This is a genomic window from Streptomyces sp. TAA204, assembly GCF_000424965.1.
In genome coordinates, this window is sequence record NZ_AUKW01000001.1 from 556221 (window position 1) to 583022 (window position 26802).

Consider the following 26802-nt stretch of genomic DNA (forward strand, 5'->3'; position numbering starts at 1 on the left):
AACAGACAACGAGGAGTGGGGACATGGCAGACAGGGTCCGTCCGTGGCGGCTTGCCGTACTTGCCGGCGGAGACGCGCTGCGGCAGGAGCGACTTACCCGGGACCTGCTCGACACATTGCGGGGCTCAAGCATCCTGTCTGTCGGTTTCGTCGAGGCGGAAGAGACCGTCGAAGCCGGTCGCAAGAGCGCAGGGCTGGGCGACGTGGCGCTCTGGGCGGCCGCAGCGACAGCCGTCGCCCGCCCCGGATCCCAGGTCCTAATAACCCTGATCAAGGAATGGTGCGCTAAAGAACGGCACCGCCAAGTCGAGGTCAGCTACGGGGGCAACGCGGTCACGATCAAGGGTCGCCCAGACGCCGCTCAGGAGGAGATGGTCCGCGAATTCCTCAACAAGGTGGCGAACGACGGCAATGCCGGAGCCCCAGACGACGCCCGGATAACAGGGGGCGCCGAGTGACTCGACTGGTCCGGCGTCGCGCACTGCTGATTGGCAACGAACGCTGCGACGACGCCCGGTTCGGACCCCTCCCATCCACACAGGCCGACATCTGGCAACTGCGCCAAGTCTTGGAGCACCGAAGCATCGGTGCCTTCTCCTCCGTGACGCTCCTGGCTGACCTGACCGCCGACGACATGCGGCAGGCAATCAGCGAGTTCCTCGAGAGCTGTGAGCCCGACGAGCTGGCCCTCGTGTATGTCTCCGGACATGGCGCCCGACTGGCCCACTCCGGCGGGGAGTTTCACTTCATTGCCACGGACACCGACTTCGATCGGATCGCCGAAACCGGCGTGAGTGCCAGCTTCGTCAACGAGCAGCTGGAACAGTGCTGGGCCCCGCAGAAAGTCATGTTGATCGACTGTTGCCGCAGCGGTGGTTTCACCGTGGGCCTGCGCACCTCCGACAAACACGCCCGTTCGATGGCGAAGTCCGCCGAAGAGGCTCTGCTGACCAGCCGTGGCGTCTACGTGCTGTCCTCCTCTCGGGCCGGTGAGGACTCCTACGCCGACGTTGCTTCGTCTGACGATGTGAAGCCGTCGGACTTCACTGGCGAGGTGATCGAAGCCCTGCGCACCGGGAAGGTGGGCAAAGACGGCAGCGGCGAAATTTCGGTGGACGACTTGTTCAGCTACGTCAACCGGCGCATGCGGGCCCAAGGAGGACGCCAAGTGCCGGTGAAGTCTGCCCACGGCGTCGATGACCGCATAGTCATCGCCAGCTGCCCACTCGGCAGCGCTCCACTCCTCAAGCCGCTCAGTGGCAGGACTGTCATCCAGCAGAAGGAGAAGACGCGGTCGCAAGCACCCAAATCGGCCCGCCCACAGCCCACTTGGTCCGACCTGATGACGTACTTTCAGGAGTGCGTACTCGCCGATGACACCGAGATGCCGCTCATGTCCGTCGGCGCACCAGATGCGTCGTACGTATGCCTGTCAGGCGAGGAACGCTTTCTGACCGGCGATGTCGACGATGACGGATGCACGGCGCTTCCCCCCGAGGCGGCCGCCCTCATCGAGTCGGCCACGGAGCAGGATGCCGAACTGTGGGCCGGATATCCGGCCGTAGTCCTCAACGGACCGCGCGGATGTCAGCCCTGGCGACACCCGAAGTTCGCGCCCCTTCTGATGCGCCGCGTAGAGATCGTCATTACAGACGGCGAGGTGCGCCTGAAACCGTACGGCCCCGTCCAGCCGCACCCACGTCTCGCCCGCGACTGGCTCGGCGACGAGGAGGCAGCGCAGCTGGCCAATACCTACCAGCCCAGCTGGCATCGGGGGCAGCATGACCGCGTAGCCGTCGACGTACGCAACCTGCTCACTCAGGAGTTCGAGTTGCCTTGCGTCCAGGAACCGCGCCCTGACGGGCTCGCCGACCACATCGACATCCGCACCCCCGGTCACGGCGCCCGCAACAGCGCGGTCTTGTTCACCGCTCTCCCTAATACGAAAACCACCAAGAAGCTCATCGATGACTTCGGGAACATCGCGGAACAGCGGGCTCGCATTCGTTCGACAGCACTCGCCGCGCTGTCCCCCGACCCTGCAGAACGGGCCCAGGCACTTGCGCTCACCGAGCCGCTGCCTCACCTCGTAACCCCCTTACCCTGCAACGAAGCCCAGGCCGCAGTCCTTTCCTCGGCGATGACTCACCGCCTGACCGTGGCGACCGGGCCACCAGGCACGGGGAAGAGCCAGCTGGTCTCGAACCTCGTGGCCACCGCCGTTACGAGTGGCCAGACCGTCCTGGTGGCGTCCAACAACAACGAGGCCGTGGATGAGGTCTGGCGCCGCTGCGAAAAGCTCGTCCCCGCCAGTGTGGTGCGCACCGGTTCAGCATGGGCAAAAACCCGGGACTACACGGAGACGGAGGCCGCCGCCTTACAGGCCTTGCGTGCTGCAGCGGCACCCGCCCACAACACGACGACGGCAGCCATGGACGTCAGGGTGACAGGCGATCGGCTGACCCGTGTGCGCCTGGAACTCTCCCGTGCAGCAGGGGCCGAGCAGGAGTTGCGACGCGCTGGCGAGCTGCGCGAGGAGCACGCCCACCAGCTCGGACTGACCGTGCATGAGCTCGTCGATCTTCTCCGTGGCACCGCGAATCTGGACGAGATTGCACGCAAGTCGGCACGGCTCGCGCGCTGCCGTGTCCTAGGTCGGTGGCGGCGCAACCGTCTTCTGCGCCGATTCGGTCTGCGATACGACGGCGACCTCAATGCGCCGTGTCTCGCACTTGCCAACTTCACGGTCGCAGAGTCGACCTGGCGAGAGCTGTACGGGGACGCTTCCCGCATCGTGGACGCTGAACTTGCCGCCCAGCTGGAAGAGGCCGAAGAGTCCGTGCGGAAAGCCTCGCACACTCTGTTGACGAGCACCGTCCTCACCAACGCCCGCGGAGGGCGGCAGCGGATCCTCAGTCTGCTGAATGGTCGAGACAGCGGCCGCAGCGACTGGCCCGCGGTTAAGGAGGTCCTCCCCGCCGCGCCTGGCTGGGCCGTCACCAGTCTGTCGGTCCGCCGCTTCCCACCCGATCCGGCTCTGTTCGATCTGGTAATCGTCGACGAGGCCAGCCAGTGCGCAATACCGCACGTCATGCCCCTGCTCTTCCGGGCCCGGCGCGCACTGGTCATCGGCGACGCCATGCAGCTGCCACACATCGCCAAAACCGGACCGGAGCGCGAGGCCCTTATTCGTCACAAGACCAGCCTCCGTGCCGACTGGCTGGAAAAGCACCGTCTGTCCTACCGGCGCCACTCCGCTTTTCACGCGTCCGAACGCGCAGCCGGCGGCGCTTTGCTCCTTGACGAACACTTCCGTTGCCACCCTGATATCGCCGCAGTCTCCAACGAACTCTTCTACGACGGTGATCTGGAGGTTCTCACCAACACTCGAAACCGTCCCGCCCTGCCTCACCCAGCGATCTTCTGGTCGCACGTAGCAGGAAGGGCCGCTCGCGGGCGTTACGGCAGTTCCTGGGTCAACGGCGACGAAGTCGATCGCGTAGAGCAGTTCGTCGACGACCTGCTCAAACGCCTGCCCGGGGAAGCCACTGTCGGGCTCGTGACACCCTTCAAGGGGCAGGCGGACGAAGTGCGCAGTCGGCTGCGGCTGCACGACCCGGAGCGTCTACGCGTCGGAACGGTACATACCTTCCAGGGTGGTGAACGCGATGTAATGGTGTTCTCACTCGTCGCAGGAGAGGGCATGTCGCCTAATGCAATCAGTTGGGTCGACAGCCAACTCAATCTCTGGAACGTTGCCATCACGCGGGCGCGCACACACCTCATTGTGATCGGCGACGCCGATCTCTGGCGCAAACGAGGCGGCGTCGCCGCCACATTGCTGGATGCTGCTGGCGCGGAGAACTCCGAGCGCCGGCCGAACAAGAACGACGACCTGTTGAAGCGCCTCTACGAGTCGCTGTCCCAGCAGCGGGGAGCCGACATCGTGCTCGGCGGACGAGTCAACGGGCACAGGGCGGACGCGGTCGTACTGAACGGAGAAGATGGCAGAACCGCCGTCTTGCTCGACCGGGGCCCGGACGATGAGGTCGATGCGGCACGCCACCTCCGGCTGATGCTGCACCGACGTAGTCTGCTGGACAACAGCGAGAACCGCGGCACCGCCGTCCGGCACCCAGCTTGGAAGCTGTACGACACCGAGGCTGGGTGGCCTCGTCGCATGTGACGGCTCTGTCGAAGCGCACTTACACTCCGTGACCACCGGCGCTTCTTGGCGAGCCAGTCATCTAACCCCTGAAGATCGTCAGCGACGTCTGTTGGCATCTGAATTAGCAACCAAATTAGCACCCAAGATCAAAGAGGCCGGTTCCAAGATCGGAACCGGCCTCTGACCTGCTGTTTCCCTGGAGCCGCCTGTCGGATTCGAACCGACGACCTTCTGTTTACAAGACAGATGCTCTAACCAGCTGAGCTAAGGCGGCGGGGCGTGCGCGAGCAGTCTACCCACTCCGCCGGGGGCCTCCGCGATGCGGTTTCGTTGCTGTCCGAGTGCTGACAAGACGCACACGGGCGGGATAGCGTCACCGCACGTTCACAGCAGTGAAACACACTCCCTTTACGACGGATCGTCCGGCACGTACCTGCCGGTGAAGGAGACAACATCATGGCTACGGTCACGTATGACCAGGCAACCCGGATCTACCCCGGTGGCGACAAGCCCGCCGTCGACAAGCTGAACATCGGCATCGAGGACGGCGAGTTCCTCGTGCTCGTCGGCCCCTCCGGTTGCGGCAAGTCCACCTCCCTGCGGATGCTCGCGGGCCTCGAGGACGTCAACGAAGGCGCCATCCGCATCGGCGAGCGCGACGTCACGCACCTCCCGCCGAAGGACCGGGACATCGCCATGGTGTTCCAGAACTACGCGCTGTACCCGCACATGAGCGTCGCCGACAACATGGGCTTCGCGCTCAAGATCGCCGGCGTGAACAAATCGGAGATACGCAAGAAGGTCGAGGACGCCGCCAAGATCCTCGACCTCACCGACTACCTGCACCGCAAGCCCAAGGCGCTCTCCGGCGGTCAGCGCCAGCGTGTGGCGATGGGCCGCGCGATCGTGCGTGAGCCGCAGGTCTTCCTCATGGACGAGCCGCTGTCCAACCTCGACGCCAAGCTCCGCGTCCAGACCCGTACGCAGATCGCCGGCCTGCAGCGCCGCCTCGGCATCACCACCGTGTACGTGACCCACGACCAGGTCGAGGCCATGACCATGGGCGACCGGGTCGCCGTCCTCAAGGACGGGCTGCTGCAGCAGGTCGACACCCCGCGGCACATGTACGACCGCCCGTCGAACCTCTTCGTCGCGGGCTTCATCGGCTCCCCCGCCATGAACCTGGTGGAGGTGCCGATCACCGACGGCGGCGTGAAGTTCGGCAACAGCGTCGTGCCGGTCGAGCGCGAGGCGCTGTCCGCCGCTGTCGACAAGGGCGACAAGACCGTCACGGTCGGTGTCCGTCCGGAGCACTTCGACCTGGTCAACGGCGACGGCTCGGACAAGGCCCTCACGAAGGACGAGCCGGCCGGTGTGGCCGTCAACGTCAACGTCGTCGAGGAGCTGGGCGCCGACGGGTACATCTACGGCACAGCGAAGGTCGGCGACGAGGAGTGCGACCTGGTGGTCCGCGTCTCGGGCCGTCAGGTGCCGGAGAAGGGCGCGGTCGTGCACGTGGTGCCGCGCGGCGGCGAGACGCACGTCTTCTCCAGCTCCAGCGGCGAGCGCCTGAGCGACTGAGCGCCGGAGAGCAGACCGCTGAGGGCCTGAGGGCCCGACCTCTGAGCCGGGCCCGGGTACGCGCGTGACGTGCCTGCCCGGGCCTGCACGGGCCGCGCACCCGGTGATCAACTCCTGGGCGCGCGGCCCTTTTTGACGTCCGGGGGCGCCCGCGCGGTCCTCAGCGTCAACACCGGCCCGGCAGTTCGCGGTCCGCCGTCGCTCGACAGAGTGACCGAATGTCGCTGAAACACTACTCTTCGCTACGATGGTCCGCGTGAATCACGCAGCCCGCCGTATCGGCCGATCCCTCGCCCTCGCTCTCCCGGTCGTCCTCGTCCTGTCCGGAACGGTCGCGGTCGCCAGCGTGCCCTGGGTGACCTCTCCCCCGGAGCAGCAGGTGCTCACCGCGTCCTCCCGCGAGGCGTCCACGAAAGCCACCCCGCGCGCACCCCAGGAGGTGCTCCGGGACCGTCTGGTCGCGGAACTGCAGGAGAAGGACCCGGGGACGGCGCTGACCGGCCTCCAGCGGGAGATGGCCCGCAAGCCCTCCCTCGCCGGGCACTGCGCGTCGATCGCGCGGGCTCTCGGTCGTGCGGCGGTGCAGAAGTACGGCAGCGTGCAGCGCGCGAACCGCTATTCGCGCCCCGTCTGCGACACGTCCTTCGCCACCGGCGCCGCCCGGACGCGGTGACGCCGCGCCGCGGCTCCTTCATGTTCCGCAGCCGCGGGGTGCCGCCGGACGCATAGGGTGCGCTGCATGACGCAGCCCCTCACCCAAGCCGTGATCCTGGCCGGAGGCCAGGGGACGCGGCTGCGGCCTTACACCGACGACCGTCCGAAGCCGATGGTCGAGATCCCCGGAACCGGAGTTCCGATCATCGGCCATCAGCTGGCCTGGCTGGCCGCAGAGGGTGTCACCGATGTCGTGGTCTCCTGCGGTCACTTGGCCGAGGTGCTGCGGGACTGGCTCAGCACGGCATCGCTTCCCGTCCCGTCCGGCCCGTCCGGCCGGGGGGCCCCGGAGGAGCGAACTCCCCTGCGTGTCGATGTCGTTGTCGAGGAGGAACCGCTCGGACGTGGGGGCGGGCTGAAGTACGCCGCCGCGTCGCTGCCCCGCCCCGACGAGCCCTGGTACGCCACCAACGGCGACATCTGGACCCGCTTCCCGCTGCGCGAGATGGCCGCTTTCCACGCCGAGCGCGACGCCGTCGCCACCCTCGCTCTGGCCCGTCCGCGTATCCCGTGGGGGGCCGTGGAGACGGACCGGTTCGGCCATGTCCTGGACTTCATCGAGGCCCCGCCCTCCCCGTATCTGGTCAACGCGGGTGTGTACGCCTTCTCCCCGTCCTTCGCGGGGCTGCTGCCGGACCGTGGCGACCACGAGCGCACGACGTTCCCGCGGCTCGCGCGGCAACGGCTGCTCGCCGGCTTCCCGCTGCCGCAGGGTGCGTACTGGCGTGCCATCGACACCGTGAAGGATCTGACGGAGGCCGCAAGGGAGTTGAGGGAAGACTCCGATCACGGTGGGGAGAGCGGTCGGGACGACGGCGGTGCACCGTACGGTCCGGCGTCCGGCTGAGGAGGACTCGCAACCGGACGCACATCCGCGCGCAGCGCCCGGCCACACCCCGATCGCGCACCCCGACTCGGCGCCCGGCAGCAGGCGGCGCGCCCCACACGTAAGGGGCTCGCTCCAGGAGCGAGCCCCTTACACATTCGCTGATGCCCCACTGAGTCAGCCAGGGGCATCAGCGCGGGTCAGCCCAAGAGGCCGCCCAGACCACCCCCGCTTCCGCCCGAGGACGAGCCGCCGCCTCCGCCACTGGAGGCCGAACCGCCGCCCCCACCACCGGAGTTGGAACCTCCGCTGCCAGTGCTGCCCCCGCCGGAGGCGGCGGCAGCACCGCCCGTCGTGGCCTGCTCCCCCGGATCCGACTGCTGCGGCGGCCGGCCGCCCGGGACCGTCTGCTGCGGCGCCTGCACGGTCTCGCGCTGTCCGGGCTCGGAAGCGCCGCTCTCCCCCCGCTCCCCCGGCGAGGCGGACGCCGAGGGACCGCCGGAACGGCGGCTGTCCGGGCCGCTGTTCGCGCCCTGCGTCTCCTGTCCCTCCGTGGGCCGGCCACTGTCCGTACGGTCGCCGGGGCCCTCGGGATGCGGCGAACCGGGCAACTGGTTCGTCGGCGGCTCACCGGGCTCCGGCACGGTCGCCGTCTGCGAGGAGCGCACAGCGCCGCCCAGCATGGAACCGGTCAGCAGCGCAAGCCCCACCACGACCGTCGCGATCACGCTTCCGCGGCGCAGCACCCGGCGCCGCAGGTCCCACAGTTCGGCGCGCGGCCCCAGTTTGCGCCAGGCGTCGGTGGCCAGCCGTCCGTCGAGCGAGTACACGGGGGCACCGGCGATGACGAGGGGGCTCCACGCGGCGAGGTAGATGATGTCGGGTGCCTCGTAGGCGGGGCCGCTGCTCCAGCTGACCGTCATCAGCAGCGCGGCCGACAGCAGCGCGCCGACGGAGGCGGCGAGCCGCTGCCAGAGCCCGCACACGGTCAGTACGCCGATGATGATCTGTACGAAGGCGACGGTCAGCCCGGAACCGACCGGGTGCGCCATGGCGAAGCCGTGCAACGGGGTGGCGACGGCCCAGGGGTCCAGGGAGCCCAGCCACGTCACCATCGAGCCGCTGTCGCCGCCTTCGAAGTAGACGGGGTCGCACAGCTTTCCCATTCCGGCGTAGACCGAGATGAACCCGAGGAAGATCCGCAGGGGCAGCAGCACGCCGCCGAGGCTGGTACGGCGCCCCGGGTAGTACGCCTGACGCCGCGCGGCACCGGCCGCGCCGGCCTCGAAGTCCCCGTCGTCGAAGCTGTCGTCGAAGCCGTCGTCGAACCGGTCGTCACCGAAACGGTCGTCGCCGGAGCGGAGTTCGCTGCCGTAGCGCCCGTAACCGCCCGTCCGTTCGTCGTACTCGCCGGGCTCCGGGGCGTCGAAGGCGCCGCGTGCCGGGCGTACCCCGTGCAGCAGCGGCTGCGGCTGCGTCGTCTCGGACGGGCCGGGCTCGCGCGGAGCCACCACGCTGCGCGAGCTGTCGCCCGGGAACCCCCGGAACCCCGGGGAGCCCGAGGGAGGAGTGTCCTCGTCGATCCGCGGCAGCACCTGAGTCCTGGAACCGGCCGGCTCCCGGCTGTCCGTACGGACGGAGTCAGCACCGCCGCTCCGGGCGGCCGGCCCGCCGCGCGCCGAGGATGCGCCGAACTCCGGTTCGAAGCCGGACCCGGACGCGGAGGCGGCCCCGGACACGGAGCCGGATGTGGGACGGGAGCCGGACGGTGTCAGCTCCACCCGGAAGCTCGCGTGGGTGGCGACGACTGCCGCGGGATCGGAGGGGACCTTCACCGTGCTCAGGACAGGTTCGTCGTCGAAGAAACCGCTCGGGTCTCTCCTCGGGGTGTCCCCAGGGTGCCTGCCCGAGGGGTCGGGCGTACGGGGTGTTCTGGTGTCCACACTCCTCTAACCGAGTGACGGACGCTTAAGACACTGCCTTGACCGTCGCGATCTGTCCGAGGCCCGTCAAGGCCGGACGGCAGCGGACGGTCCCCCGGCACCGCACCCCGCCTGACCTCGTGCGAGGCCCAACGCGGGCCCGTCCGCCGCCTGTTCGTCCCCTCAAACAGGTCCAGGCCGGTCCAGGGGCGGACCCGGACAGGTCCAGCCGCTCAGGACGCGCACGCACGCCGCAAGCCCGCCGGCCGGAAGCACACCCGCCGTGAAGCCCGTCAGCTCCGCCTGCGGCTGGCCTCGTAAAGCACGACACCGGCGGCCACACCCGCGTTCAGTGACTCCGCACCGCCGGGCATCGGAATCCTCGCCCTCACGTCGCAGGTCTCGCCCACCAGCCGGGACAGCCCCTTGCCCTCGCTGCCGATGACGACGGCCACGGGCCCGTCCAGCGCCTCGACCTCGTGGAGTTCGACGTCGCCGTCCGCCGCCAGGCCGACGACCATCAGCCCCGCCTTCTGGTACGCCTCCAGGGCACGCGTGAGGTTCGACGCCCGCGCGACGGGCGTACGCGCCGCCGTGCCCGCGGATGTCTTCCACGCCCCCGCCGTCATCCCCGCGGCCCGCCGCTCGGGCACCACGACACCGTGCCCGCCGAAGGCGGAGACGGAGCGGACGACCGCGCCGAGGTTGCGCGGGTCGGTGATCCCGTCGAGCGCGACGATCAGCGGCTCCTCGCCCTGGTCGAAGGCCGCCGCCGGCAGGTCGTCCGGGTGGGCGTACTCGTACTCCGGGACCTGGAGCACCAGGCCCTGGTGGTGCAGCCCGTTCGTCATCCGGTCCAGCTCGGGCTTGGGCGCCTCCAGCAGGTGGATGTCACGGCTCTCGCCCGCGAGGCGGACGACCTCGCGCACACGGTCGTCGTTGTCGATGAACTGCTGTACGTACAGAGCCGTGGCCGGGACGTTCTCGCGCATCGCCTCCAGGACCGAGTTGCGGCCCACGACGAGCTCCGAGGTGCGCTTGCCGGTCCTGCGCTGCGGACGTCCCTGAGCGCGCCGCGACTTGGCCTGCGCGGCGCGCTGCTTGGCGTGCCCCTTGCGCATCTCGGCGGGCGGCGTGGGGCCCTTCCCCTCCAGGGAGCGGCGGCGGTTGCCGCCGCTGCCGACCTGGGCGCCCTTCTTGTTGGATGTACGCCGACTGGGGCGCTGGCTGTTCCCGGCCATCGGGGCACCTGCTTCTCTGCTTGGTCCGCCGCCCGCGGGCTCCTGTGCGGTCACGGCTGCTTCGGTCTCCCCGGGCCAGGGGCCGGGGAACATCTCGTCCCGGGCATTATCCCGGAGAGAGTGGCTTCCCGAAGAAGTGGATCAAGACCGGCCCGCACGGACGCACGGGACGCAGGGGACGCACCCCGCGGCGAGGGCGCTCAGTGCGGTCCGCTGTCGCCGCCCAGCTCCCAGCGCGGCCCGGACGGAGTGTCCTCGATGACCAGGCCCGCCTGCTTCAGCTCGTCGCGGATGGCGTCCGCCGTGACGTAGTCCTTGCGGGCACGGGCGGCCTGCCGCTGGTCCAGTACGAGGCGGACTAGGGCGTCGACGGCGTCGCGCAGCTCGCCGCCCCGCCAGGCGTCGGCCTGCGCCGACTGCCAGCCCTCGTCGAGCGGGTCGAGGCCGAGGATGCCCAGCATCGCCCGTACGTCCGCGTACGCCTTCGCCACGGCGTCCTTGTCGTCCTCGCTCAGCGCCGCGTTGCCCTGGCGGACCGTCGTGTGCACGACGGCCAGCGCCTGCGGGACGCCGAAGTCGTCGTCCATCGCCTCGGCGAACGCCGCCGGGACGTCCGTCGCCACGGGCACGTCGCGCACGGTCTCGGCCGCGCGGTGCAGGAAGCCCTCGATACGGCCGAAGGCGGCCTCGGCCTCGCGCAGCGACTCCTCGCTGTACTCGATCGTGGAACGGTAGTGCGGGGTGCCCAGGTAGTAGCGCAGGACGATCGGACGCCAGTGCTTGACCATCTCGCTGACCAGCACCGAGTTGCCGAGCGACTTGCTCATCTTCTCGCCGCTCATGGTGACCCAGGCGTTGTGCGCCCAGTAGCGCGCGAACTCGTCGCCGTAGGCCTTGGACTGGGCGATCTCGTTCTCATGGTGCGGGAAGACCAGGTCGACGCCGCCGCCGTGCAGGTCGAAGGCGGAGCCGAGGTACTTGTGCGCCATGGCCGAGCACTCCAGGTGCCAGCCGGGACGGCCGCGGCCCCACGGCGTCTCCCAGCTCGGCTCGCCCGGCTTGGCGGCCTTCCACATGGCGAAGTCGCGCGGGTCGCGCTTGCCGGTCTCGCCCTCGCCCTCGGGCTGCAGCAGATTGTCCAGCTCCTGGTTGGAGAGCTGGAGGTAGCGGTCGTAGGAGCGGACGTCGAAGTAGACGTTGCCGTCGGCCGCGTAGGCGTGACCCGAGTCGATGAGCGCGCGCATCATCTCGGTCATCTCGGGGACGTGGCCCGTGGCCCGGGGCTCGTAGGTGGGCGGGAGGCAGCCGAGGCCGTCGTAGGCGGCGGTGAACGCACGCTCGTTGTCGTAGCCGATCGACCACCAGGGGCGGTCCTGCTCCGCCGCCTTCACGATGATCTTGTCGTCGATGTCCGTGACGTTGCGCACGAACGTGACGTCGTAGCCGCGGTGTGTGAACCAGCGGCGCATGATGTCGAAGTTGAGCCCCGAGCGGACGTGCCCGATGTGCGGGGGAGCCTGCACCGTGGCGCCGCAGAGGTAGATCGAGACGCGTCCCGGTTCGAGCGGGACGAAGTCGCGGATCTGCCGGGCGCTGGTGTCGTACAGGCGAATGCTCACGCGACCAGGGTAGTAGGCCGGTGGAGCCGCGCGCCCGGCCCACCGGGAACACGCGGCAGCCCGTGACATACGTCAGCCCGGGACGTCCGGCGCCGGGGTCAGAGACGCCCTGCGACCTTGCGGGGCGTGATGCGCACGACGACCCGCTGGGCGTCCTCCTCCGAGCGGGGGTTGAAGGCGGCGTAGTCCTTCCCCACGTACTTCTGGGCCAGTTCGTCGATCAGCTCCCGGCCGCCGTCCGTGGTCATGGCTGCGGTGCCGCGGATCTCGGCGTAGGAGTACGGGGCGTCGGCCGGCTGCACCACGACGCTCACACGCGGGTCGCGCCGCATGTTGAGCGTCTTGCGGCGGTCGACGGTCGTGGAGATCAGCAACTCGTCGCCGTCCCGTTTCACCCATACCGGCGACACCTGCGGGCTGCCGTCGGGCTGGATGGTGGCGATGGTCACGAAGACAGGGGTGTCGAGGACCTGCTTGAGGGTGTCGGAGAGCTGTGCTGCCACGGCTGTTGCCTTCTCTCGGTAGACGTACGGCGGCCAGGCCGCCTCCAGTCTGCCAACTCCGGCCCGCCCTCCGGTGTTCCACGGCCCCGTGGCGCTCACCCGGACGATGCCCGCCGGCCGCGTTCCCCGTGCGGTACGGGCCGGCCCCGCCGGGACGGCTGCCGCCCGCTGTGCCCCTCACGCCTCCGGTGAGGAGACCGGCACCACCAGCGCCGGCACCACCAGCGCCGTCGCCATCGCGGCCAGCCCTTCGCCCCGGCCGGTCAGCCCCAGCCCGTCCGTCGTCGTGCCGGAGACCGAGACCGGTGCTCCCACCGCGTCCGAGAGCGCACGCTGGGCCTCCGCCCGGCGCTTGCCCACCTTCGGCCGTACGCCGATCACCTGGATCGCGACGTTGCCGACGGTGAAGCCCGCCTCCCGTACGAGCCGTGCCGCCTCCGTCAGGAGCGCCACCCCGGAGGCACCGGACCACTCCGGGCGGCCGGTGCCGAAGTGCGCGCCGAGGTCGCCCAGTCCGGCGGCGGAGAAGAGGGCGTCGCAGGCGGCGTGGGCGGCGACGTCACCGTCGGAGTGCCCCGCCAGCCCGTGGCTCTCGTCCTCCCACAGCAGACCCGCGCACCACAGCTTCCGCCCTTCCTCGAAGGCGTGCACATCGGTGCCGATGCCGACCAGCGGCAACGGGGCGCCCGGAGCGGGCCCGGCCGCAGCAGCCTCAGAAGCCATCGGTCGCACGCCTCCTCGCCAGTACGGCCTCGGCCAGCATCAGGTCCAGAGGCCGTGTCACCTTGAACGCCTCCTCGTGCCCCGGTACGGCCACGACCTCGACCCCCATCCGCTCCACCATGCCCGCATCGTCCGTCGCGCCCTCGCCCTGAGGCAGCACCTGCTCGTGCGCCGCGGCGAGCACTTTCAGCGAGAAGCCCTGCGGGGTCTGCACAGCCCGCAGCCGCGACCGCTCCAGGGTGCCGGTGACCGGCTCGGGGGAGCCGTCCGGGCGGGGCTCGACCTCCTTGACGGTGTCGGGGACGGGCAGCGCGGGCACCACGGCGGGTGCGCCGTCTCGTACGGCGGCGGCGACCGCGTCCACGGTGTCGACCGGCACGAGGGGGCGGGCGGCGTCGTGCACGAGGACCGTTCCGATGTCGTCCGGGAGCGCCGCGAGACCGAGGCGTACGGAGTCCTGGCGGGTTCCGCCACCGGGCACGACCAGGACGTCGGGCAGGGTGTGCTCGTCGAGCAGGTGACGGACCTCTTCGGCGCCGTCCGGCGGTGCGACCACGATGACCAGGGACACGGCGCGTGCGCGGGCCATCGCGCGTACGGCGTGCACCAGCATGGGGGCGCCGCTCAGGGCGCGCAGCGCCTTGGGGGCTCCGGGGCCCAGCCGCAGTCCGCGCCCGGCGGCGGGGATGACCGCGGCGGTGCGGTGCCCGGAGCGTCCCTCACCGGCGGCGTGGGCGGTGCCGGGCTCGGCGTGCGTGGCCGGGCCGGACGGCACTCCGTCCTGAACGGAATGCGACTCGCCCGCGGATTGAATTGACATGGGTTGCACGTTCAGGTTTGTGTCCTCAGCCGGGGTGGGTATGGCCACAGCGTGCCGGGCGCGAAGCCTTGACCGGCCCTTCCGTGACACCGGTCGAGGCAGTTGCCCGGGCCCGGCACGCTCTCAGCGGCCTGGGTGAGCGCTGTGCGGCGGGCAGTGACGAGGTTACTGAACGCTGCCGGAAGCCGCTCAGGCACCCTGTCCATACCCGCCCCGACATGACGCGGTGTCTTCGGACATGCCGCAGGTGTTCGGGCATGCCGCGGGTCTCGGACATGCCGAAGCGCCCGGCGACGGACGATGTCACTCGGGCACTGCGGCACAGCCTTGCTCCACTGCTGCGGTGCTGCTGCTTGCTGGGCTTGCTGTTGCTGCCGGCTTGCTGTTGCGGGGATCACTGCTCGATACGCCCCCGCCGAACGGCACCGGGGGGCGGTGCTCTCACGCGGTCAGGACGCGAGAACCTCGTCGAGCAGGGCCTCCGCCTTGTCCTCGTTGGTGTTCTCGGCGAGAGCCAGCTCGCTCACCAGGATCTGGCGGGCCTTGGCGAGCATCCTCTTCTCTCCGGCGGAGAGTCCGCGCTCGCGCTCACGGCGCCACAGGTCGCGGACGACCTCCGCCACCTTGATGACGTCGCCGGACGCCAGCTTCTCGAGATTTGCCTTGTAACGCCGGGACCAGTTGGTCGGCTCCTCGGCATACGGTGCGCGGAGCACCTCGAAGACCCTGTCCAGCCCGTCCGAACCGACCACATCGCGCACGCCCACGAACTCGGCATTGTCCGCCGGGACACGCACCGTCAAGTCGCCCTGCGCTACCTTCAGAACCAAGTAGGTCTTGTCCACGCCTTTGATCTGGCGAGTTTCGATGGCCTCGATCAGCGCGGCCCCGTGATGGGGATAGACCACGGTGTCGCCAACCTTGAACGTCATGTGTCAGGTACCCCTTCCGTGACTATCCAGAGTAACACGGAATCGGGCTCTTCTGAATGGCGTTTTCGCAGGTCAGGCCGCATCTCGGGGCTTGACAAGGAGGCCCGTCACGTGCTGCGGACCGCGCTCGTGAGCGGGTATTCGCAGGTCGGGGCACCTGCGTGCGCGGGGTGAAACACAACGGACACGACCGAAGAAGACACAACAGAAAGTGTCTACTGTCCGTTTTGTCCGGCTGTAAGTCGTCGCCCGTTCGGCCCCCTTCAGCCCTTCACCGACTTTCTCAAGAATTGATCAGCAGTTCCGCTGATCAATTCACAACCCGTTCGCATTCTTTACCGGGAAACGCCCGCCGGCGGATGCCCCCGCGGCTCCCGGCGTACGCCCACGGGCCCCCGGAACCCGCCGCGAGGGAGGGTCGGGTGCGGGCCGCGGCAACGGGCTCGGTAACCTGAGCGCGCCACAGATCGACGTCGCACGTCCCGACGTGAGATGACGCACCCGCCCCGGGTGCGAAACCCTGCCCGCCGCGACCGGCTCGAAGTTCGGCCGCCAGAGTTCGCCCAGGAGTTGCCGCCGCCGTGAGCAGCAGCATTCGACGCGGCACCCTCGCCGCCACCGCCCTCGCGCTCGCCGTCGTCACACTGTCCGCCTGCGGAGCGGGGAGGAACGCCGAGACGCTGGAGATCAAGCCGGACAATGCCGCGACCTCCGTCGGCGATGTCAAGATCCAGAACGCGAACATCGTCACCTCGCCGGATTCCGGTCCCTCCGCCGTGACCGCCCGGATCTTCAACGAGGGCACGAAGGACGAGACTTTGAAGTCCGTCACCGTCAAGGGCTCCGGCGGCCGCGTGGAACTCAGCCCGGCCGGGGGAGAGAAGACCCTGACCGTTCCGGCGGGGGGCTCGCTGGCCCTCGGAGGCAAGGGCAACGCCTCTGCCGTCCTGCCCGGGAGCGCCGCCGGCTCGGTGAAGGACGGCAACGCACAGTCCGTCTCCTTCGACCTCAGCCGTACGGGCACCGTGAGCCTGCGGGCGACGGTGGTGCCGATGACCGGGGACTACGAGAAGTTCGGTCCGACGGCGGCGCCGTCCCCGAGCGCACCCTCCGGGTCGCCGTCGGAGTCGCCTTCCGGTTCGCCTTCGGAGAGCCCGTCGGACGAGGCGTCCTCGCCCGCTCCGGACGGGACGGAGCAGGCCGACGAGGCGGATGAGGCTGCCGGGGACGGCGAGAGCGGGGCGGAGAGCCACTGACGGCCCGTCCCACATGAGTGGACGTGAGCGAGGGGCCTTGTCCGTACGGTCCGTACGGACAAGGCCCCTCGCTCACGGCGTTCCGCGGCGGTCTACGGCTCGAACTTGTACCCCAGGCCCCGCACCGTCACCAGATAGCGGGGGGCGCCCGGATCGGGCTCGATCTTGGCGCGCAGGCGCTTGACGTGGACGTCGAGGGTCTTGGTGTCGCCGACGTAGTCCGCGCCCCAGACCCGGTCGATGAGCTGCATCCGGGTCAGCACGCGCCCCGCGTTGCGCAGCAGCATCTCCAGCAGGTCGAACTCCTTCAGCGGCAGGTCGACCTTCCCGCCGGCGACGGTGACGACGTGCCGGTCGACGTCCATGCGCACCGGCCCGGCCTCCAGAGCGGTGGGAGAGACTTCCTCCGGCTCACCCTGGCGGCGCAGCACCGCCCGTACGCGCGCGACCAGCTCACGCGAGGAGAAGGGCTTGGTCACATAGTCGTCGGCTCCTATCTCCAGTCCGACGACCTTGTCGATCTCACTGTCCTTGGCCGTCACCATGATCACGGGGACGTTGGATCGTCCGCGCAGCTGACGGCAGACCTCCGTACCGGGCAGCCCCGGCAGCATCAGGTCGAGCAGCACCAGATCGGCGCCGTTGCGTTCGAACTCGTCCAGCCCCTCGGGCCCCGTGGACGCCACCGCGACCTCGAAACCCTCCTTTCGGAGCATGTACGACAGTGCGTCGCTGAACGATTCCTCGTCCTCGACGACGAGCACTCGGGTCACGGGAGGACCTCCGGGGCGGATTCCAGGCTGCGAAGCGATTCGCGCGGCGAGGTGGATGAAGAAGAGGGCCGCGGACCGTGGTGGTCCGGGGGTGTGTGCGGGTGTGCGCGGTCCGGGGAGGTGCCCGGCGCGGGCCCGTCCTCCCCGTCCCCGTAGGGCCGCTCCCCGGCCCCGAGGTCGTCGTCGTCCTCGGGGTAGGCGGAGCTGTCGACGTCGGTGGGTTCCTGCAGGGCGCCCGAGAGGCGGCCGCGGCCGCGGCGCTCCTCCTCGGCGCGCTCACGGGCGCTGCCGGCCTCCGGCAGCCGCAGGGTGAAGGTGGAGCCCTGTCCCTCGGCGCTCCATACGGTGACCTCCCCGCCGTGCGAGGCGGCCACGTGCTTGACGATGGCGAGGCCGAGGCCGGTGCCTCCGGTCGCGCGGGAGCGGGCGGGGTCCACCCGGTAGAACCGTTCGAAGACCCGGTCCTTGTCGCGCTCCGATATGCCGATGCCCTGGTCGCTCACGGATATCTCGATCAGCTCCCCTCCGGGTGCGGCGACCCTGCGCCCCGCGATGCCCACGCGGGTGCGGGCGGGGGAGTAGTTCACGGCGTTCTCGACGAGGTTGCCGAGGGCGGCCGCGAGCTGGCTGCGGTTGCCCCACACGAAGAGTCCGTCGGTGCCGCCGGCGGCGAGGGTTATGTGCTTGCTGCCGGCCGACTGGCGGCAGCGGTCGACGGCCTCGGCGACGAGTTCGCCGACGCCGACCGGCTCGGAGTCCTCCAGCGGGTCGTCGTTCTGGACGCGGGAGAGGTCGATCAGTTCCTGGACGAGGCTGGTCAGCCGCGTCGACTCGTACTGCATGCGGCCGGCGAAGCGCTCGACCGCCTCCGGATCCTCCGCCGCGTCCATCACCGCCTCGGAGAGCAGGGACAGCGCGCCGACGGGGGTCTTCAGCTCGTGGCTCACGTTCGCGACGAAGTCGCGGCGTACGGCCTCTATGCGGCGGGCCTCCGTGAGGTCCTCGACGAGGAGCATCACCAGCCGGGAGCCGAGCGGTGCGACGCGGGCGGAGACCGCGAGGGCCTCGCCCCGGCCCGTGCCGCGCCGTGGCAGGTCCAGCTCCACTTGACGTATCTCACCGTCCCGGCGGGTGTCGCGGGCCATTTGCAGCATCGGCTCGACGGCGAGCGTCCCTCCGCGCACCAGCCCCAGGGCGTACGCGGCGGAGCTGGCCTTGACCACCGCGTCGGCCTCGTCCAGCACGACGGCCGAGGAGCGCAGCACGGACAGTACGGTGTCGACTCCGGGAGGGAGCACGGGTTCGGTGTGCAGCGAAGAACGGGTGGGACGGGACTGCTCGCGTTCGCTCCAGCGGAACGCCAGCATGGCGATCACACCGGTGCACACTCCGGCGATCGCTGCCGCTGCGGCGACGGCCGCATTCACGTTCATGTCTCCAGGCTATGCGCGTCCCGCGACCCTGCCCCAGTGGAATCCTGAGCAGCTCGAACACTCGTCCCTCAGAGTTCACCTCTGTGTCGTGACTGGTTCACTTGGGAGGTCGACGGCAGACGCATTTCGGACGGAACGTGGGAGCGTGGAGGTGCCATCGGCCCTCTGCCGAGAGAGCCATGCGAGGGAAGGACAGTCATGCGGGACGCGTACCACGAGGAGCTGGACTCGATCAGCGACAGTCTGGTCGAGATGGCCCGGCTCGCCGGCTCCGCGATCGGCCGCGCCACGACGGCGATGCTCGACGCGGACCTGAAGCTGGCCGAGAGCGTCATCGCTGCGGACGAGAAGGTCGACGACCTGCAGCGCGGCCTGGAGACCCGGGCCATCCAGCTGCTGGCCCGGCAGCAGCCGGTCGCGACGGATCTGCGGATAGTCGTCACCTCGCTGCGGATGAGCGCCGACCTGGAACGCTCCGGCGACCTGGCACAGCACGTCGCCAAGGTGGCCCGGCTGCGTTTCCCGGATTCGCCCGTACCGCGCGATCTGCAGGCGACGCTGCTGGAGATGGGGCAGCTCGCGCAGCGGCTGATGGCGAAGGCGGCCGAGGTGATCATCACCAAGGACGTCGATCTGGCGCTGCAGCTCGAGCACGACGACGACAAGATGGACGACCTGCACCGGACGCTCTTCCAGCACCTGATGGACGACCGCTGGCAGCACGGAATCGAGACGGCGGTCGACGTCACGCTGCTCGGCCGCTACTACGAGCGCTTCGCCGACCACGCCGTATCGGTCGCCCGCCGCGTCGTCTATCTGGTCACCGGCGACTACGCGGACGAGATCGACCCGGCGATGGCCGGGGCGAACGACGGCACCGCTCCGGTCGAGGGGTCCTGAGCGCGCGCCGGGGCGCACGTGCGGGGGCGGGCCTGTTCGGGGCCTGTCGGGGGCCAGTCCGGGCCAGTTGAGCCAGGCGGGGAGCGTCTGTCCGTGCCGGGCGCGGACAGGCGCGTTGCGGCTTATGCGCCGACGCGCCCTTGATGCGCCCGTGGTGCCCACCGGAGGGTGGGCGGGGAACCGGGGACGCAGAAGGAGACAAGCCATGGCTGCTCACACCGATCCACGTCCGAGCCCCGCACAGTCCGGGGACCGGCCGGCACCTCACGTCCTGGGAGCGTGCGGATGCGGCCCGGGGTGCAGGTGCGGATGCCAGTCCGGCGGCCCCTGCAGCTGCGGAGGCAGCTGCGGCTGAGCCTCCGGGTCCGCCGAGGCCGTCGGCGCACTCAGCCCCGTCGGGCCGCGCGCCGCCCTTCAAGCCGCTGAGGACCCTGCCCGTTTCGAGGCCCGGTTCGGCCAGGCAGAGCTCTCAGCTTCGAACAAGCCCCCTGCCCGCGGAACGAACCGCCGGCAGGGGGCTGACCATGGGCTGTGCGAGGAGAGGCCGCTGCTTCCGGCGCGGCGGCACGCGACCCGTTCGAGGGGCCCGTGATCGCTGCGGTGCCGGGGACCGCCTCCCGTACGCCGGGAGCCTGCGGGGGCTCTGCCCGCCGTCACCGCGATCAGGGCGTGCCGTGCGAGGACGGCTCGGGGCCGGACCAGTCCAGGCAGAGCACGGTGGCGTCGTCCCGTGGGTCGTGTTCGGTGACCTCCAGCACGGATTGCGTCAGGGCGCGCATCGCTTCACGCGGATGCAGATGTCCGGTCTCTTCGATCAGACGGCGCAGCGACTGCTCGTGCCCGGGCGGCTCGAACATGCCGTCGGTGAGCATGACGAGACGGTCGCCGGGACGCAGATCAAGGCTCTGCAGGTGGTACCGGGTATGGGGTGCGATACCGAACGGCAGGTCGACGACGAAGGGGATCTCCTCGACCCGGCCGTCCCGCAGCACCAGGGGCCAGACATGGCCGGCGTTGATGAACTCGGTTCGTCCGGTCTCGAATTCGACCCACAGCAGTTGTCCCGTCACCATCGCCTGGGCACCGTGCTCGGCGAGCGCACTGGCCACTTGGACGGTCCGTCCGACAACCGAGCGGTGCTCGCGCACTGCGTGGGCGAGCACCGCCTCATTGGCGGCTTCTGCCTGCGCCGCGAGACCGAGACCCGCGCGGCGTGCGTTGCGCAGGGCTCCGACGACGACGGTGGCCAGCAGCGCTGCCCGTACGTCGTGACCCATGGCGTCGGTCAGGGACATGTTGAGGCCGTGACCGTTGAGGATGTAGTCGAAGGTGTCCCCGCCGACGTCGGCAGCCGGCTCCAGTGACCCGGCGATGACGAAACGCCCGGCATCGCAGGTGAAGGACTCGGGCAGCAGGCGGTGCTGGATCTCCGACGCCTGGGACAGACGAGTGGTCCGCCTCCCCCACTCGTACAGATCGGTGAACCGCCTGTTGATCACCACGACATACGCCAGCACGCGGCTGGCCTCTGTGATGCGCTCCAGCGTGGGCTGGTCGGGGGGAGCGGGAAGGGTCAGTTCCAGGAGACCGATCGCGTCGCCGCGGTCGGTCACGGGCGCGACGACCCGGGTGGGCGGATCTGCTGCGCCTTCCGCGGACTCCGCGGTGGTCACAGACATCTGCTGGGAGCGGATCACACGCTCGTAGAGCGTGCCGGGCAGTGCGAGGGGTGCGGGCGCGACGGTGCCGCCCTGTTCGATCGATCCCGTCAGCCGGACCACGGCGTTGCCTCCGAGGTCCGTGATGAGGAAGGAGACCTCCTCGGCGGAGAACTGCTCCCGCAGAACACCCGCGAGCACCGCGACCGACTTCACCGGCTGCGCCTCCTGCACCGCAGCCAGCAGGTCGCCCACCCAGCCCACGCTGTGCGCCACTCGCTGCGCCCTTTCCCTCGGCGGCCAGGGAGTCCTCCGTCGGGTGCGCCCCGCCGGGGGCGGCCCGGGCGGAAAGCTCCGCTTCCGGGAAGGATGTGCCGCACGGGGCTCCGCCGCCACCCTGGCGGTCCGTCGGGGTGAGCCGGAGTGAGGCCGGGGCCGGTGTGGGGCTTCGAGCTGGAGCTGCTTCGGGCCCGCCCGACGGGCGGGCCACCAGGCCGCTCACCACGGAATCAAGCCCCCTGCCCGCAGCAGAGCCGCGGGCAGGGGGCTCCTCCGTGCCGTGGTGCTACTTCTTGCCCTGGTTCTTGACCGCCTCGATCGCCGCCTTCGCCGCGTCGGGGTCGAGGTAGGTGCCGCCGCGGGTCACGGGGTGGAAGTCGGCGTCCAGTTCGTAGCTGAGGGGGATGCCGGTGGGGATGTTGAGGCCGGCGATCTCGTCGTCCGAGATGCCGTCGAGGTGCTTGACCAGTGCACGCAGGGAGTTGCCGTGCGCGGCGACCAGGACGGTGCGGCCCGTGAGCAGGTCCGGGATGATGCCGTCGAACCAGTACGGCAGCATCCGCGCGACCACGTCCTTGAGGCATTCGGTGCGCGGGCGCAGCTCGCTCGGCACGGCCGCGTAGCGCGGGTCGCCGCTCTGGGAGAACTCGGCGCCGTCCGGCAGCTCGGGCGGCGGGGTGTCGTACGAGCGGCGCCAGAGCATGAACTGCTCCTCGCCGAACTCCTCGCGGACCTGCGCCTTGTCCTTGCCCTGGAGCGCCCCGTAGTGGCGCTCGTTGAGCCTCCAGGAGCGGCGGACCGGGATCCAGAACCGGTCGGCGGAGTCGAGGGCGAGCTGTGCGGTGCGGATGGCCCGCTTCTGTACGGAGGTGTGCAGCACGTCGGGGAGCAGCCCGGCGTCCTTGATCAATTCGCCGCCGCGGACCGCCTCCTTCTCACCCTTCTCGGTCAGGTTCACGTCCACCCAGCCGGTGAACAGGTTCTTCGCGTTCCACTCGCTCTCTCCGTGCCGGAGGAGGATCAGCTTGTACGGTGCGTCGGCCATGCGGTGCACCCTACTGGGTGTGTCCGGAGGCGATATCCGGCCACCCCTTAGTGGCGGCCGGACACATGTGTCGGTGGCGGATTCGTCCCTACGGTCACGCCATGACCCCCGAGAACCCCGCAGCTCCCAAGAGTTCGGAGCCCACCGCCGCGTCATCGTCCCTGCGCCGCATCGTCGCCGCCAGCCTCGTCGGCACGACGATCGAGTGGTACGACTTCTTCCTCTACGGCTCGGCCGCCGCGCTGGTCTTCAACAAGCTGTTCTTCCCCGATTCCGACCCGCTCGTCGGAACACTGCTGGCCTTCCTCACCTATGCCGTCGGGTTCGCCGCCCGTCCGATCGGGGCGCTCGTCTTCGGGCACTACGGCGACCGGATCGGGCGCAAGAAGCTGCTGGTGCTCAGCCTGCTGCTGATGGGCGGTGCGACGTTCGCGATCGGGCTGCTGCCCACGCACGCCGCGATCGGTTCTCTGGCGCCCGTACTGCTGACGACGCTGCGCCTGGTGCAAGGGTTCGCGCTGGGCGGCGAGTGGGGCGGCGCGGTGCTGCTGGTCTCCGAGCACGGGGACGCCAAGCGGCGCGGCTTCTGGGCCTCGTGGCCGCAGACCGGCGCGCCCGCGGGGCAGTTGCTGGCGACGGCGGTGCTGGCGGTGCTGACCGCGCTGCTGTCGGAGTCGGCGTTCCTGAGCTGGGGCTGGCGGGTGCCGTTCCTGCTCTCGGGTGTGCTGGTCGTCGTCGGGCTGTGGATCCGGCTGGCGGTCGACGAGTCGCCCGTCTTCAAGGAAGCGCGTGCGCGGGCGGAGGCCCGCAAGGCCGAGGCGGCCCGGACCGGTGTGGAAGCGCAGGTGGAGCGTATGCCGCTGGTCGCCGTGCTGCGCTTCCACTGGAGGGACGTGCTGATCGCCATGGGCGCGCGGATGGCCGAGAACATCAGCTTCTACGTCATCACCGCGTTCATCCTCGTCTACGCCACGAACGAACTGGAGCTGTCCCAGCAGACCGCGCTCAACGCGGTGCTGATCGCGAGCGCGGTGCACTTCGCCGTGATCCCCGCCTGGGGTGCGCTCTCCGACCGTCTCGGAAGGCGTCCGGTGTATCTGCTGGGGGCGGTGGGGACGGGCCTGTGGGTCTTCCCGTTCTTCGAACTGCTCAACACCAGGAGCTTCGGTGCCATCGTGCTCGCGGTGATGGTCGGGCTGGTGCTGCACGGTGCGATGTACGCGCCGCAGGCGGCGTTCTTCTCCGAGCTGTTCGCGACCCGGCTGCGCTACTCCGGGGCGTCGATCGGTGCGCAGTTCTCCTCGGTGGTGGCCGGTGCGCCGGCACCGATGATCGCCACCGCTCTGCTCGCCGCCTACGGCAGCTCCACGCCGGTCTCCCTGTACGTGATAGCGGCGGCGCTGATCACCGCCGTGGCGATCCTCTGCGCGAAGGAGACCAAGTCGCGGGACCTGACGAAGGTCGGTGAGGAGGACGCCCTCGGCGCTGCGCTCGACGGCGGTCCCGCCGGGAGCACCGCCTCATCTGCCGGACCGGCCGACCGCTCCCGCGAGTCGGTGCAGCCGTAGCGCGAGCTGCGTCTCCAGCGCACGTTCCGGTGACACCCAGTCGTCGCCCAGCAGCCTGGCCACCCTCTCCAGGCGCTGGGCGACCGTGTTGACGTGCACGTGCAGCTCGTCCTTGGCGCGGGCGGGGCTCATGCCGCACGCGAAGTACGCCTCCATGGTGGCCACCAGATCGGTGCCGCGCCGTGCGTCGTAATCGAGGACCGGTCCGAGCGTGCGCCGTACGAAGCTGCCGACGTCCCGGCTGTCGGTGAGCAGCATGCCGATGAACCCGAAGTCCTCGGCCGCCGCGCCCTGGCCGGTGCGGCCGAGCAGCCGCAGCGCGTCCACACAGCGCCGCGCTTCGGGGTAGGCCGCCGCGACAGCGCCGGGCTGCGCCGCGGGCGCGGTCACGGGTGCGGAGGACCCGACGGTGACCGGGGCTCCGGCGGCGACGCGGAGTTCGGCGGCGATCTCCTGGGCGAGCCCGGAGACCGTCGGCGGGCGTGCCGCGTGGTCCCGGGAGCTGTCGGTGAGCGGCAGCAGCAGGACGGTGCCACCGTCCCGCGCTGCGGCCAGCCCGCGCCGGGTGACGGCCAGATGGGACGCGGCGGCCCACAGGCGCTGCCGTCCGAGGCTCTCCTCCGCCTCCGCTCCCGTGTGCCCCTCCAGCCGCGCGCTGAGCAGTACGTGCGGGGCGTCCAGATCGGCGTGCAGCCGGGCGGCGCGGTCGCGCAGCAGCCGGGGGTCGTGGCTGGTGGCGTCCAGCAGCTCGTCCAGCAGCTCACCGCGCACGCGCTGTTCGGCCTCACTGGCGGAGCGGCGGGCGAGCAGCAGCAGGGACGTGACCATGGCGGCGCGTTCGAAGGTGCGCTGGTCGACGGGGGCCAGCGCGGGGTGTCCGTGCAGTTCGAGCGCGCCGAGGAGTTCGCCGCCCGCGGAGACCGCGGTGACCCAGCTGCCGCCGTCCCATACGGCGTATCCGTCGCTGCGGGAGCGTTCCACGGCGGGACGTGCGGACGCCGCCACGGGTTCGACGAACTCCACGCGGCCCGCCAGCACTTCCGCGACCGCCGAGGCGACGTCGGTCACGTCTCCCCCGCGCAGCACGAGGTCGGTCAGGCGGTCGTGGACGTCGCTCGCGCGCTCCATCGTCTCGTTGGCCGTCTCCAGTTCGGCGACCGCGTCACGGGTCCCGGCGAGCAGGCGCGCGTTGTCGATGGCCACGGCCGCGTACGCCGCGAACGAGCCCAGCAGCGCGACCTGTTCCCGTTCGAAGACCCGTGCGCGCCGGTCGGCCGCGTAGAGCACGCCGATCACGTCCCGTCCGCCGAGCAGCAGCGGCACGCCGAGGATGGCGACCAGACCCTCCTCCCCCACGGCGCTGTCGATGGGGGAGGTGTGCCGGAAGCGCTCGTCCGCCGGGTAGTCGTCGGTGACGTAGGGACGTGCGGTCTGTGCGACCAGGCCGCCCAGTCCTTCCCCCATGCCGAGCCGCAGCTGCTGGAAGCGCGCGGAGACGGAGCCCTCCGTGACCCGCATGTAGGTGTCGCCGCGCTCGTCGTCGGTGAGGGTCATGTAGGCGACCTCGGTGCCCAGCAGTGATCTGGCGCGCTGGACGATGGCGCGCAGCACGTCGTCCAGGTCGCGCAGCCCGGCCAGGTCGTGCACGGTCTCGATGAGGGCGGTCAGTTCGGCCTCACGCCGCCGGCGGCCCTCCAGCTCGGCGCGGATGCGCAGAGCCAGCAGCTTGCCGCCCTGCAGCGCGGCGAGCTCTTCGGACGTCGCTCCCGCCGCGCGGGCCTCGGTGAGCGGCTCGTCGTACGCCTCGGCGGGCGCGCGTCGGGAGAGGAGTTCCAGGTAGGCGGCATCGGGCCGGGCTCGGGGCATGGTCACAGGCTTACCCGTGGTGCGGTGTGTGACGCCAGAGGCGAGAGCGGTTCACAGGGACGGGAGAGGGGCCGCGCGTCCGGGGCGGCCGGCACGTCAGTGCGCTGTCCACCCGCCGTCGAGCGGAAGCGAGGCACCGGTGACGAAGGAGGCCTCCGGCGCGCACAGATAGGCCACGGCTTCCGCCACCTCCTCCGGTTCGAGGAGCCGCTTGAGCGCGGAGTCGGCGAGCAGGATCTCGGAGACCACCCGGTCGGCCGAGATGCCGTGGGCCTCCGCCTGGTCGGCGATCTGCTGCTCCACCAGGCGTGTACGGACGTAGGCGGGGCTGACGCAGTTGGAGGTGACTCCGTGTGCCGCGCCCTCCAGGGCGGTGACCTTGGACAGGCCCTCCAGGCCGTGCTTGGCGGAGACGTAGGCCGACTTGTACGCGGAGGCGCGCAGCCCGTGCACGGAGGAGATGTTCACCACCCGCCCCCAGCCCTGCTCGTACATGTGCGGAAGGGCGCCGCGGATGAGCCGGAAGGGAGCCTCCAGCATCACCGTGAGGAGCCTGTGGAACTCGGCGGGAGGGAACTCCTCGATGGGCCGGACCAGTTGGAAGCCGGCACCGTTGACGAGGATGTCGGAGCCGGCCGCGGCGCTCTCGGCGGCGTCCAGTCCGTCCGGTTCGGTGAGGTCGAGCGGGTAGGGCTGCACCGCGTCGCCCTGCAGGGCGTCGAGTCCGGCGGCGTCGCGGTCGACCGCCCGTACCTTGGCACCCGCCGCCGCCAGCCGCAGGGCGCAGGCGCGGCCGATGCCGCTCGCGGCACCGGTCACCAGCGCGGTTCGTCCGGTGAGATCGAGGGCGACGGAGTGCGGGGCGGGTGAGAGCTGCTCGGTCATGCCGCAAAGCTAGGCGCGTGCACATCGGCGCCCAATGTGGTCACGCCACACTCGCCACCCGGAACCGCTGGACGCACCACACGTTCGGCC

The 26802-nt window shown here is 70.3% G+C and carries 21 protein-coding genes and 1 tRNA gene; 8 read left to right on the plus strand and 14 right to left on the minus strand.

What is annotated here, in order from left to right; genetic code table 11:
* Window positions 1–23 precede the first annotated feature (23 nt).
* A complete protein-coding gene (locus H343_RS0102385) occupies window positions 24–458 on the plus strand; it encodes a hypothetical protein (RefSeq protein ID WP_028429835.1) in 435 nt (144 codons plus the stop codon).
* Window positions 455–4186 (plus strand): caspase, EACC1-associated type, encoded by a 3732-nt coding sequence (locus H343_RS0102390; RefSeq protein ID WP_028429836.1) that lies wholly within the window; start codon window positions 455–457, stop codon window positions 4184–4186. Before H343_RS0102385 ends, H343_RS0102390 begins: the two co-directional genes overlap by 4 nt.
* A 179-nt stretch (window positions 4187–4365) precedes the next feature.
* Here the strand turns inward: H343_RS0102390 and H343_RS0102395 are convergent.
* Window positions 4366–4442, minus strand: a tRNA-Thr gene (locus H343_RS0102395).
* A 182-nt stretch (window positions 4443–4624) separates the two neighbouring features.
* Between H343_RS0102395 and H343_RS0102400 the strand changes: the two genes are divergently transcribed.
* The 3 genes from H343_RS0102400 to H343_RS28440 all read left to right on the plus strand — a co-directional run bounded on the left by H343_RS0102400 (window position 4625) and on the right by H343_RS28440 (window position 7310).
* Window positions 4625–5749 (plus strand): sn-glycerol-3-phosphate ABC transporter ATP-binding protein UgpC, encoded by a 1125-nt coding sequence (locus H343_RS0102400; protein ID WP_028429837.1) that lies wholly within the window; start codon window positions 4625–4627, stop codon window positions 5747–5749.
* Window positions 5750–6005: 256 nt separating this feature from the next.
* Window positions 6006–6422: a hypothetical protein gene (locus H343_RS0102405; protein WP_028429838.1), complete on the plus strand. Its 417-nt coding sequence runs from the start codon at window positions 6006–6008 to the stop codon at window positions 6420–6422.
* Between the two features lie 66 nt (window positions 6423–6488).
* On the plus strand, window positions 6489–7310 hold the full coding sequence (locus H343_RS28440; protein ID WP_051264459.1) for a nucleotidyltransferase family protein: 822 nt from the start codon (window positions 6489–6491) through the stop codon (window positions 7308–7310).
* Window positions 7311–7489: 179 nt separating this feature from the next.
* Here H343_RS28440 and H343_RS0102415 read toward each other — a convergent pair whose 3' ends face one another.
* From H343_RS0102415 to H343_RS0102445, 7 genes are all read right to left on the minus strand, one after another.
* Window positions 7490–9232 carry a DoxX family membrane protein gene (locus H343_RS0102415; protein WP_078504932.1) on the minus strand — a complete coding sequence of 581 codons (1743 nt, stop codon included), beginning with the start codon at window positions 9230–9232 and terminating at the stop codon, window positions 7490–7492.
* A 272-nt stretch (window positions 9233–9504) separates the two neighbouring features.
* The gene (rlmB, locus tag H343_RS0102420) at window positions 9505–10452 is read right to left on the minus strand and encodes a 23S rRNA (guanosine(2251)-2'-O)-methyltransferase RlmB (RefSeq protein ID WP_028429840.1); all 948 of its coding nucleotides are present in this window, start codon (window positions 10450–10452) and stop codon (window positions 9505–9507) included.
* A 200-nt stretch (window positions 10453–10652) separates the two neighbouring features.
* Window positions 10653–12071 (minus strand): cysteine--tRNA ligase, encoded by a 1419-nt coding sequence (gene cysS / locus H343_RS0102425; protein ID WP_028429841.1) that lies wholly within the window; start codon window positions 12069–12071, stop codon window positions 10653–10655.
* 98 nt (window positions 12072–12169) lie between these two features.
* Window positions 12170–12574, minus strand: coding sequence for a PPOX class F420-dependent oxidoreductase (locus H343_RS0102430; protein WP_028429842.1), 405 nt, complete (start codon window positions 12572–12574; stop codon window positions 12170–12172).
* Between the two features lie 177 nt (window positions 12575–12751).
* Window positions 12752–13297, minus strand: a complete 546-nt coding sequence (gene ispF / locus H343_RS0102435) for a 2-C-methyl-D-erythritol 2,4-cyclodiphosphate synthase (RefSeq protein ID WP_028429843.1) — start codon at window positions 13295–13297, stop codon at window positions 12752–12754.
* Window positions 13287–14117, minus strand: coding sequence for a 2-C-methyl-D-erythritol 4-phosphate cytidylyltransferase (gene ispD / locus H343_RS28445; RefSeq protein WP_078504933.1), 831 nt, complete (start codon window positions 14115–14117; stop codon window positions 13287–13289). The genes ispF and ispD overlap by 11 nt, the downstream gene beginning before the upstream one ends.
* 449 nt (window positions 14118–14566) lie before the next feature.
* The gene (locus tag H343_RS0102445) at window positions 14567–15049 is read right to left on the minus strand and encodes a CarD family transcriptional regulator (protein ID WP_016472332.1); all 483 of its coding nucleotides are present in this window, start codon (window positions 15047–15049) and stop codon (window positions 14567–14569) included.
* Between the two features lie 581 nt (window positions 15050–15630).
* Here H343_RS0102445 and H343_RS0102450 point away from each other — a divergent pair.
* Entirely contained in the window at window positions 15631–16305 is a 675-nt protein-coding gene (locus H343_RS0102450) for a copper chaperone PCu(A)C domain-containing protein (protein ID WP_028429844.1), read from the plus strand.
* Between the two features lie 92 nt (window positions 16306–16397).
* Here the strand turns inward: H343_RS0102450 and phoP are convergent, their stop codons facing one another.
* Both phoP and H343_RS0102460 read right to left on the minus strand, forming a co-directional pair.
* Window positions 16398–17078: a two-component system response regulator PhoP gene (phoP, locus tag H343_RS0102455; RefSeq protein WP_028429845.1), complete on the minus strand. Its 681-nt coding sequence runs from the start codon at window positions 17076–17078 to the stop codon at window positions 16398–16400.
* A complete protein-coding gene (locus H343_RS0102460) occupies window positions 17075–18511 on the minus strand; it encodes an ATP-binding protein (RefSeq protein ID WP_028429846.1) in 1437 nt (478 codons plus the stop codon). Before H343_RS0102460 ends, phoP begins: the two co-directional genes overlap by 4 nt.
* A 198-nt stretch (window positions 18512–18709) precedes the next feature.
* Between H343_RS0102460 and phoU the strand changes: the two genes are divergently transcribed.
* Window positions 18710–19411 carry a phosphate signaling complex protein PhoU gene (phoU, locus tag H343_RS0102465; RefSeq protein WP_028429847.1) on the plus strand — a complete coding sequence of 234 codons (702 nt, stop codon included), beginning with the start codon at window positions 18710–18712 and terminating at the stop codon, window positions 19409–19411.
* Window positions 19412–20073: 662 nt separating this feature from the next.
* Here the strand turns inward: phoU and H343_RS0102470 are convergent.
* Both H343_RS0102470 and H343_RS0102475 read right to left on the minus strand, forming a co-directional pair.
* Window positions 20074–21345, minus strand: a complete 1272-nt coding sequence (locus tag H343_RS0102470) for a PP2C family protein-serine/threonine phosphatase (protein ID WP_028429848.1) — start codon at window positions 21343–21345, stop codon at window positions 20074–20076.
* Between the two features lie 289 nt (window positions 21346–21634).
* Entirely contained in the window at window positions 21635–22393 is a 759-nt protein-coding gene (locus H343_RS0102475; protein ID WP_028429849.1) for a phosphoglyceromutase, read from the minus strand.
* Window positions 22394–22494: 101 nt separating this feature from the next.
* Between H343_RS0102475 and H343_RS0102480 the strand changes: the two genes are divergently transcribed.
* Window positions 22495–23961, plus strand: coding sequence for an MFS transporter (locus H343_RS0102480; RefSeq protein WP_028429850.1), 1467 nt, complete (start codon window positions 22495–22497; stop codon window positions 23959–23961).
* Here the strand turns inward: H343_RS0102480 and H343_RS0102485 are convergent.
* Both H343_RS0102485 and H343_RS0102490 read right to left on the minus strand, forming a co-directional pair.
* Entirely contained in the window at window positions 23914–25827 is a 1914-nt protein-coding gene (locus H343_RS0102485; protein WP_028429851.1) for a GAF domain-containing protein, read from the minus strand. The genes H343_RS0102480 and H343_RS0102485 overlap by 48 nt on opposite strands.
* A 96-nt stretch (window positions 25828–25923) precedes the next feature.
* Window positions 25924–26712: a 3-hydroxybutyrate dehydrogenase gene (locus H343_RS0102490; RefSeq protein WP_028429852.1), complete on the minus strand. Its 789-nt coding sequence runs from the start codon at window positions 26710–26712 to the stop codon at window positions 25924–25926.
* Window positions 26713–26802: the final 90 nt, after the last annotated feature.

Bases quoted from the DNA above. Each gene is read 5' to 3' on its own strand.
- H343_RS0102385 (WP_028429835.1), top strand. From the start codon at position 24: ATGGCAGACAGGGTCCGTCCGTGGCGGCTTGCCGTACTTGCCGGCGGA.
- H343_RS0102400 (WP_028429837.1), top strand. From the start codon at position 4,625: ATGGCTACGGTCACGTATGACCAGGCAACCCGGATCTACCCCGGTGGC.
- H343_RS28440 (WP_051264459.1), top strand. From the start codon at position 6,489: ATGACGCAGCCCCTCACCCAAGCCGTGATCCTGGCCGGAGGCCAGGGG.
- rlmB (WP_028429840.1), bottom strand. From the start codon at position 10,452: ATGGCCGGGAACAGCCAGCGCCCCAGTCGGCGTACATCCAACAAGAAG.
- ispF (WP_028429843.1), bottom strand. From the start codon at position 13,297: ATGGCTTCTGAGGCTGCTGCGGCCGGGCCCGCTCCGGGCGCCCCGTTG.
- ispD (WP_078504933.1), bottom strand. From the start codon at position 14,117: ATGTCAATTCAATCCGCGGGCGAGTCGCATTCCGTTCAGGACGGAGTG.
- H343_RS0102445 (WP_016472332.1), bottom strand. From the start codon at position 15,049: ATGACGTTCAAGGTTGGCGACACCGTGGTCTATCCCCATCACGGGGCC.
- H343_RS0102460 (WP_028429846.1), bottom strand. From the start codon at position 18,511: ATGAACGTGAATGCGGCCGTCGCCGCAGCGGCAGCGATCGCCGGAGTG.
- phoU (WP_028429847.1), top strand. From the start codon at position 18,710: ATGCGGGACGCGTACCACGAGGAGCTGGACTCGATCAGCGACAGTCTG.
- H343_RS0102475 (WP_028429849.1), bottom strand. From the start codon at position 22,393: ATGGCCGACGCACCGTACAAGCTGATCCTCCTCCGGCACGGAGAGAGC.
- H343_RS0102480 (WP_028429850.1), top strand. From the start codon at position 22,495: ATGACCCCCGAGAACCCCGCAGCTCCCAAGAGTTCGGAGCCCACCGCC.
- H343_RS0102485 (WP_028429851.1), bottom strand. From the start codon at position 25,827: ATGCCCCGAGCCCGGCCCGATGCCGCCTACCTGGAACTCCTCTCCCGA.
- H343_RS0102490 (WP_028429852.1), bottom strand. From the start codon at position 26,712: ATGACCGAGCAGCTCTCACCCGCCCCGCACTCCGTCGCCCTCGATCTC.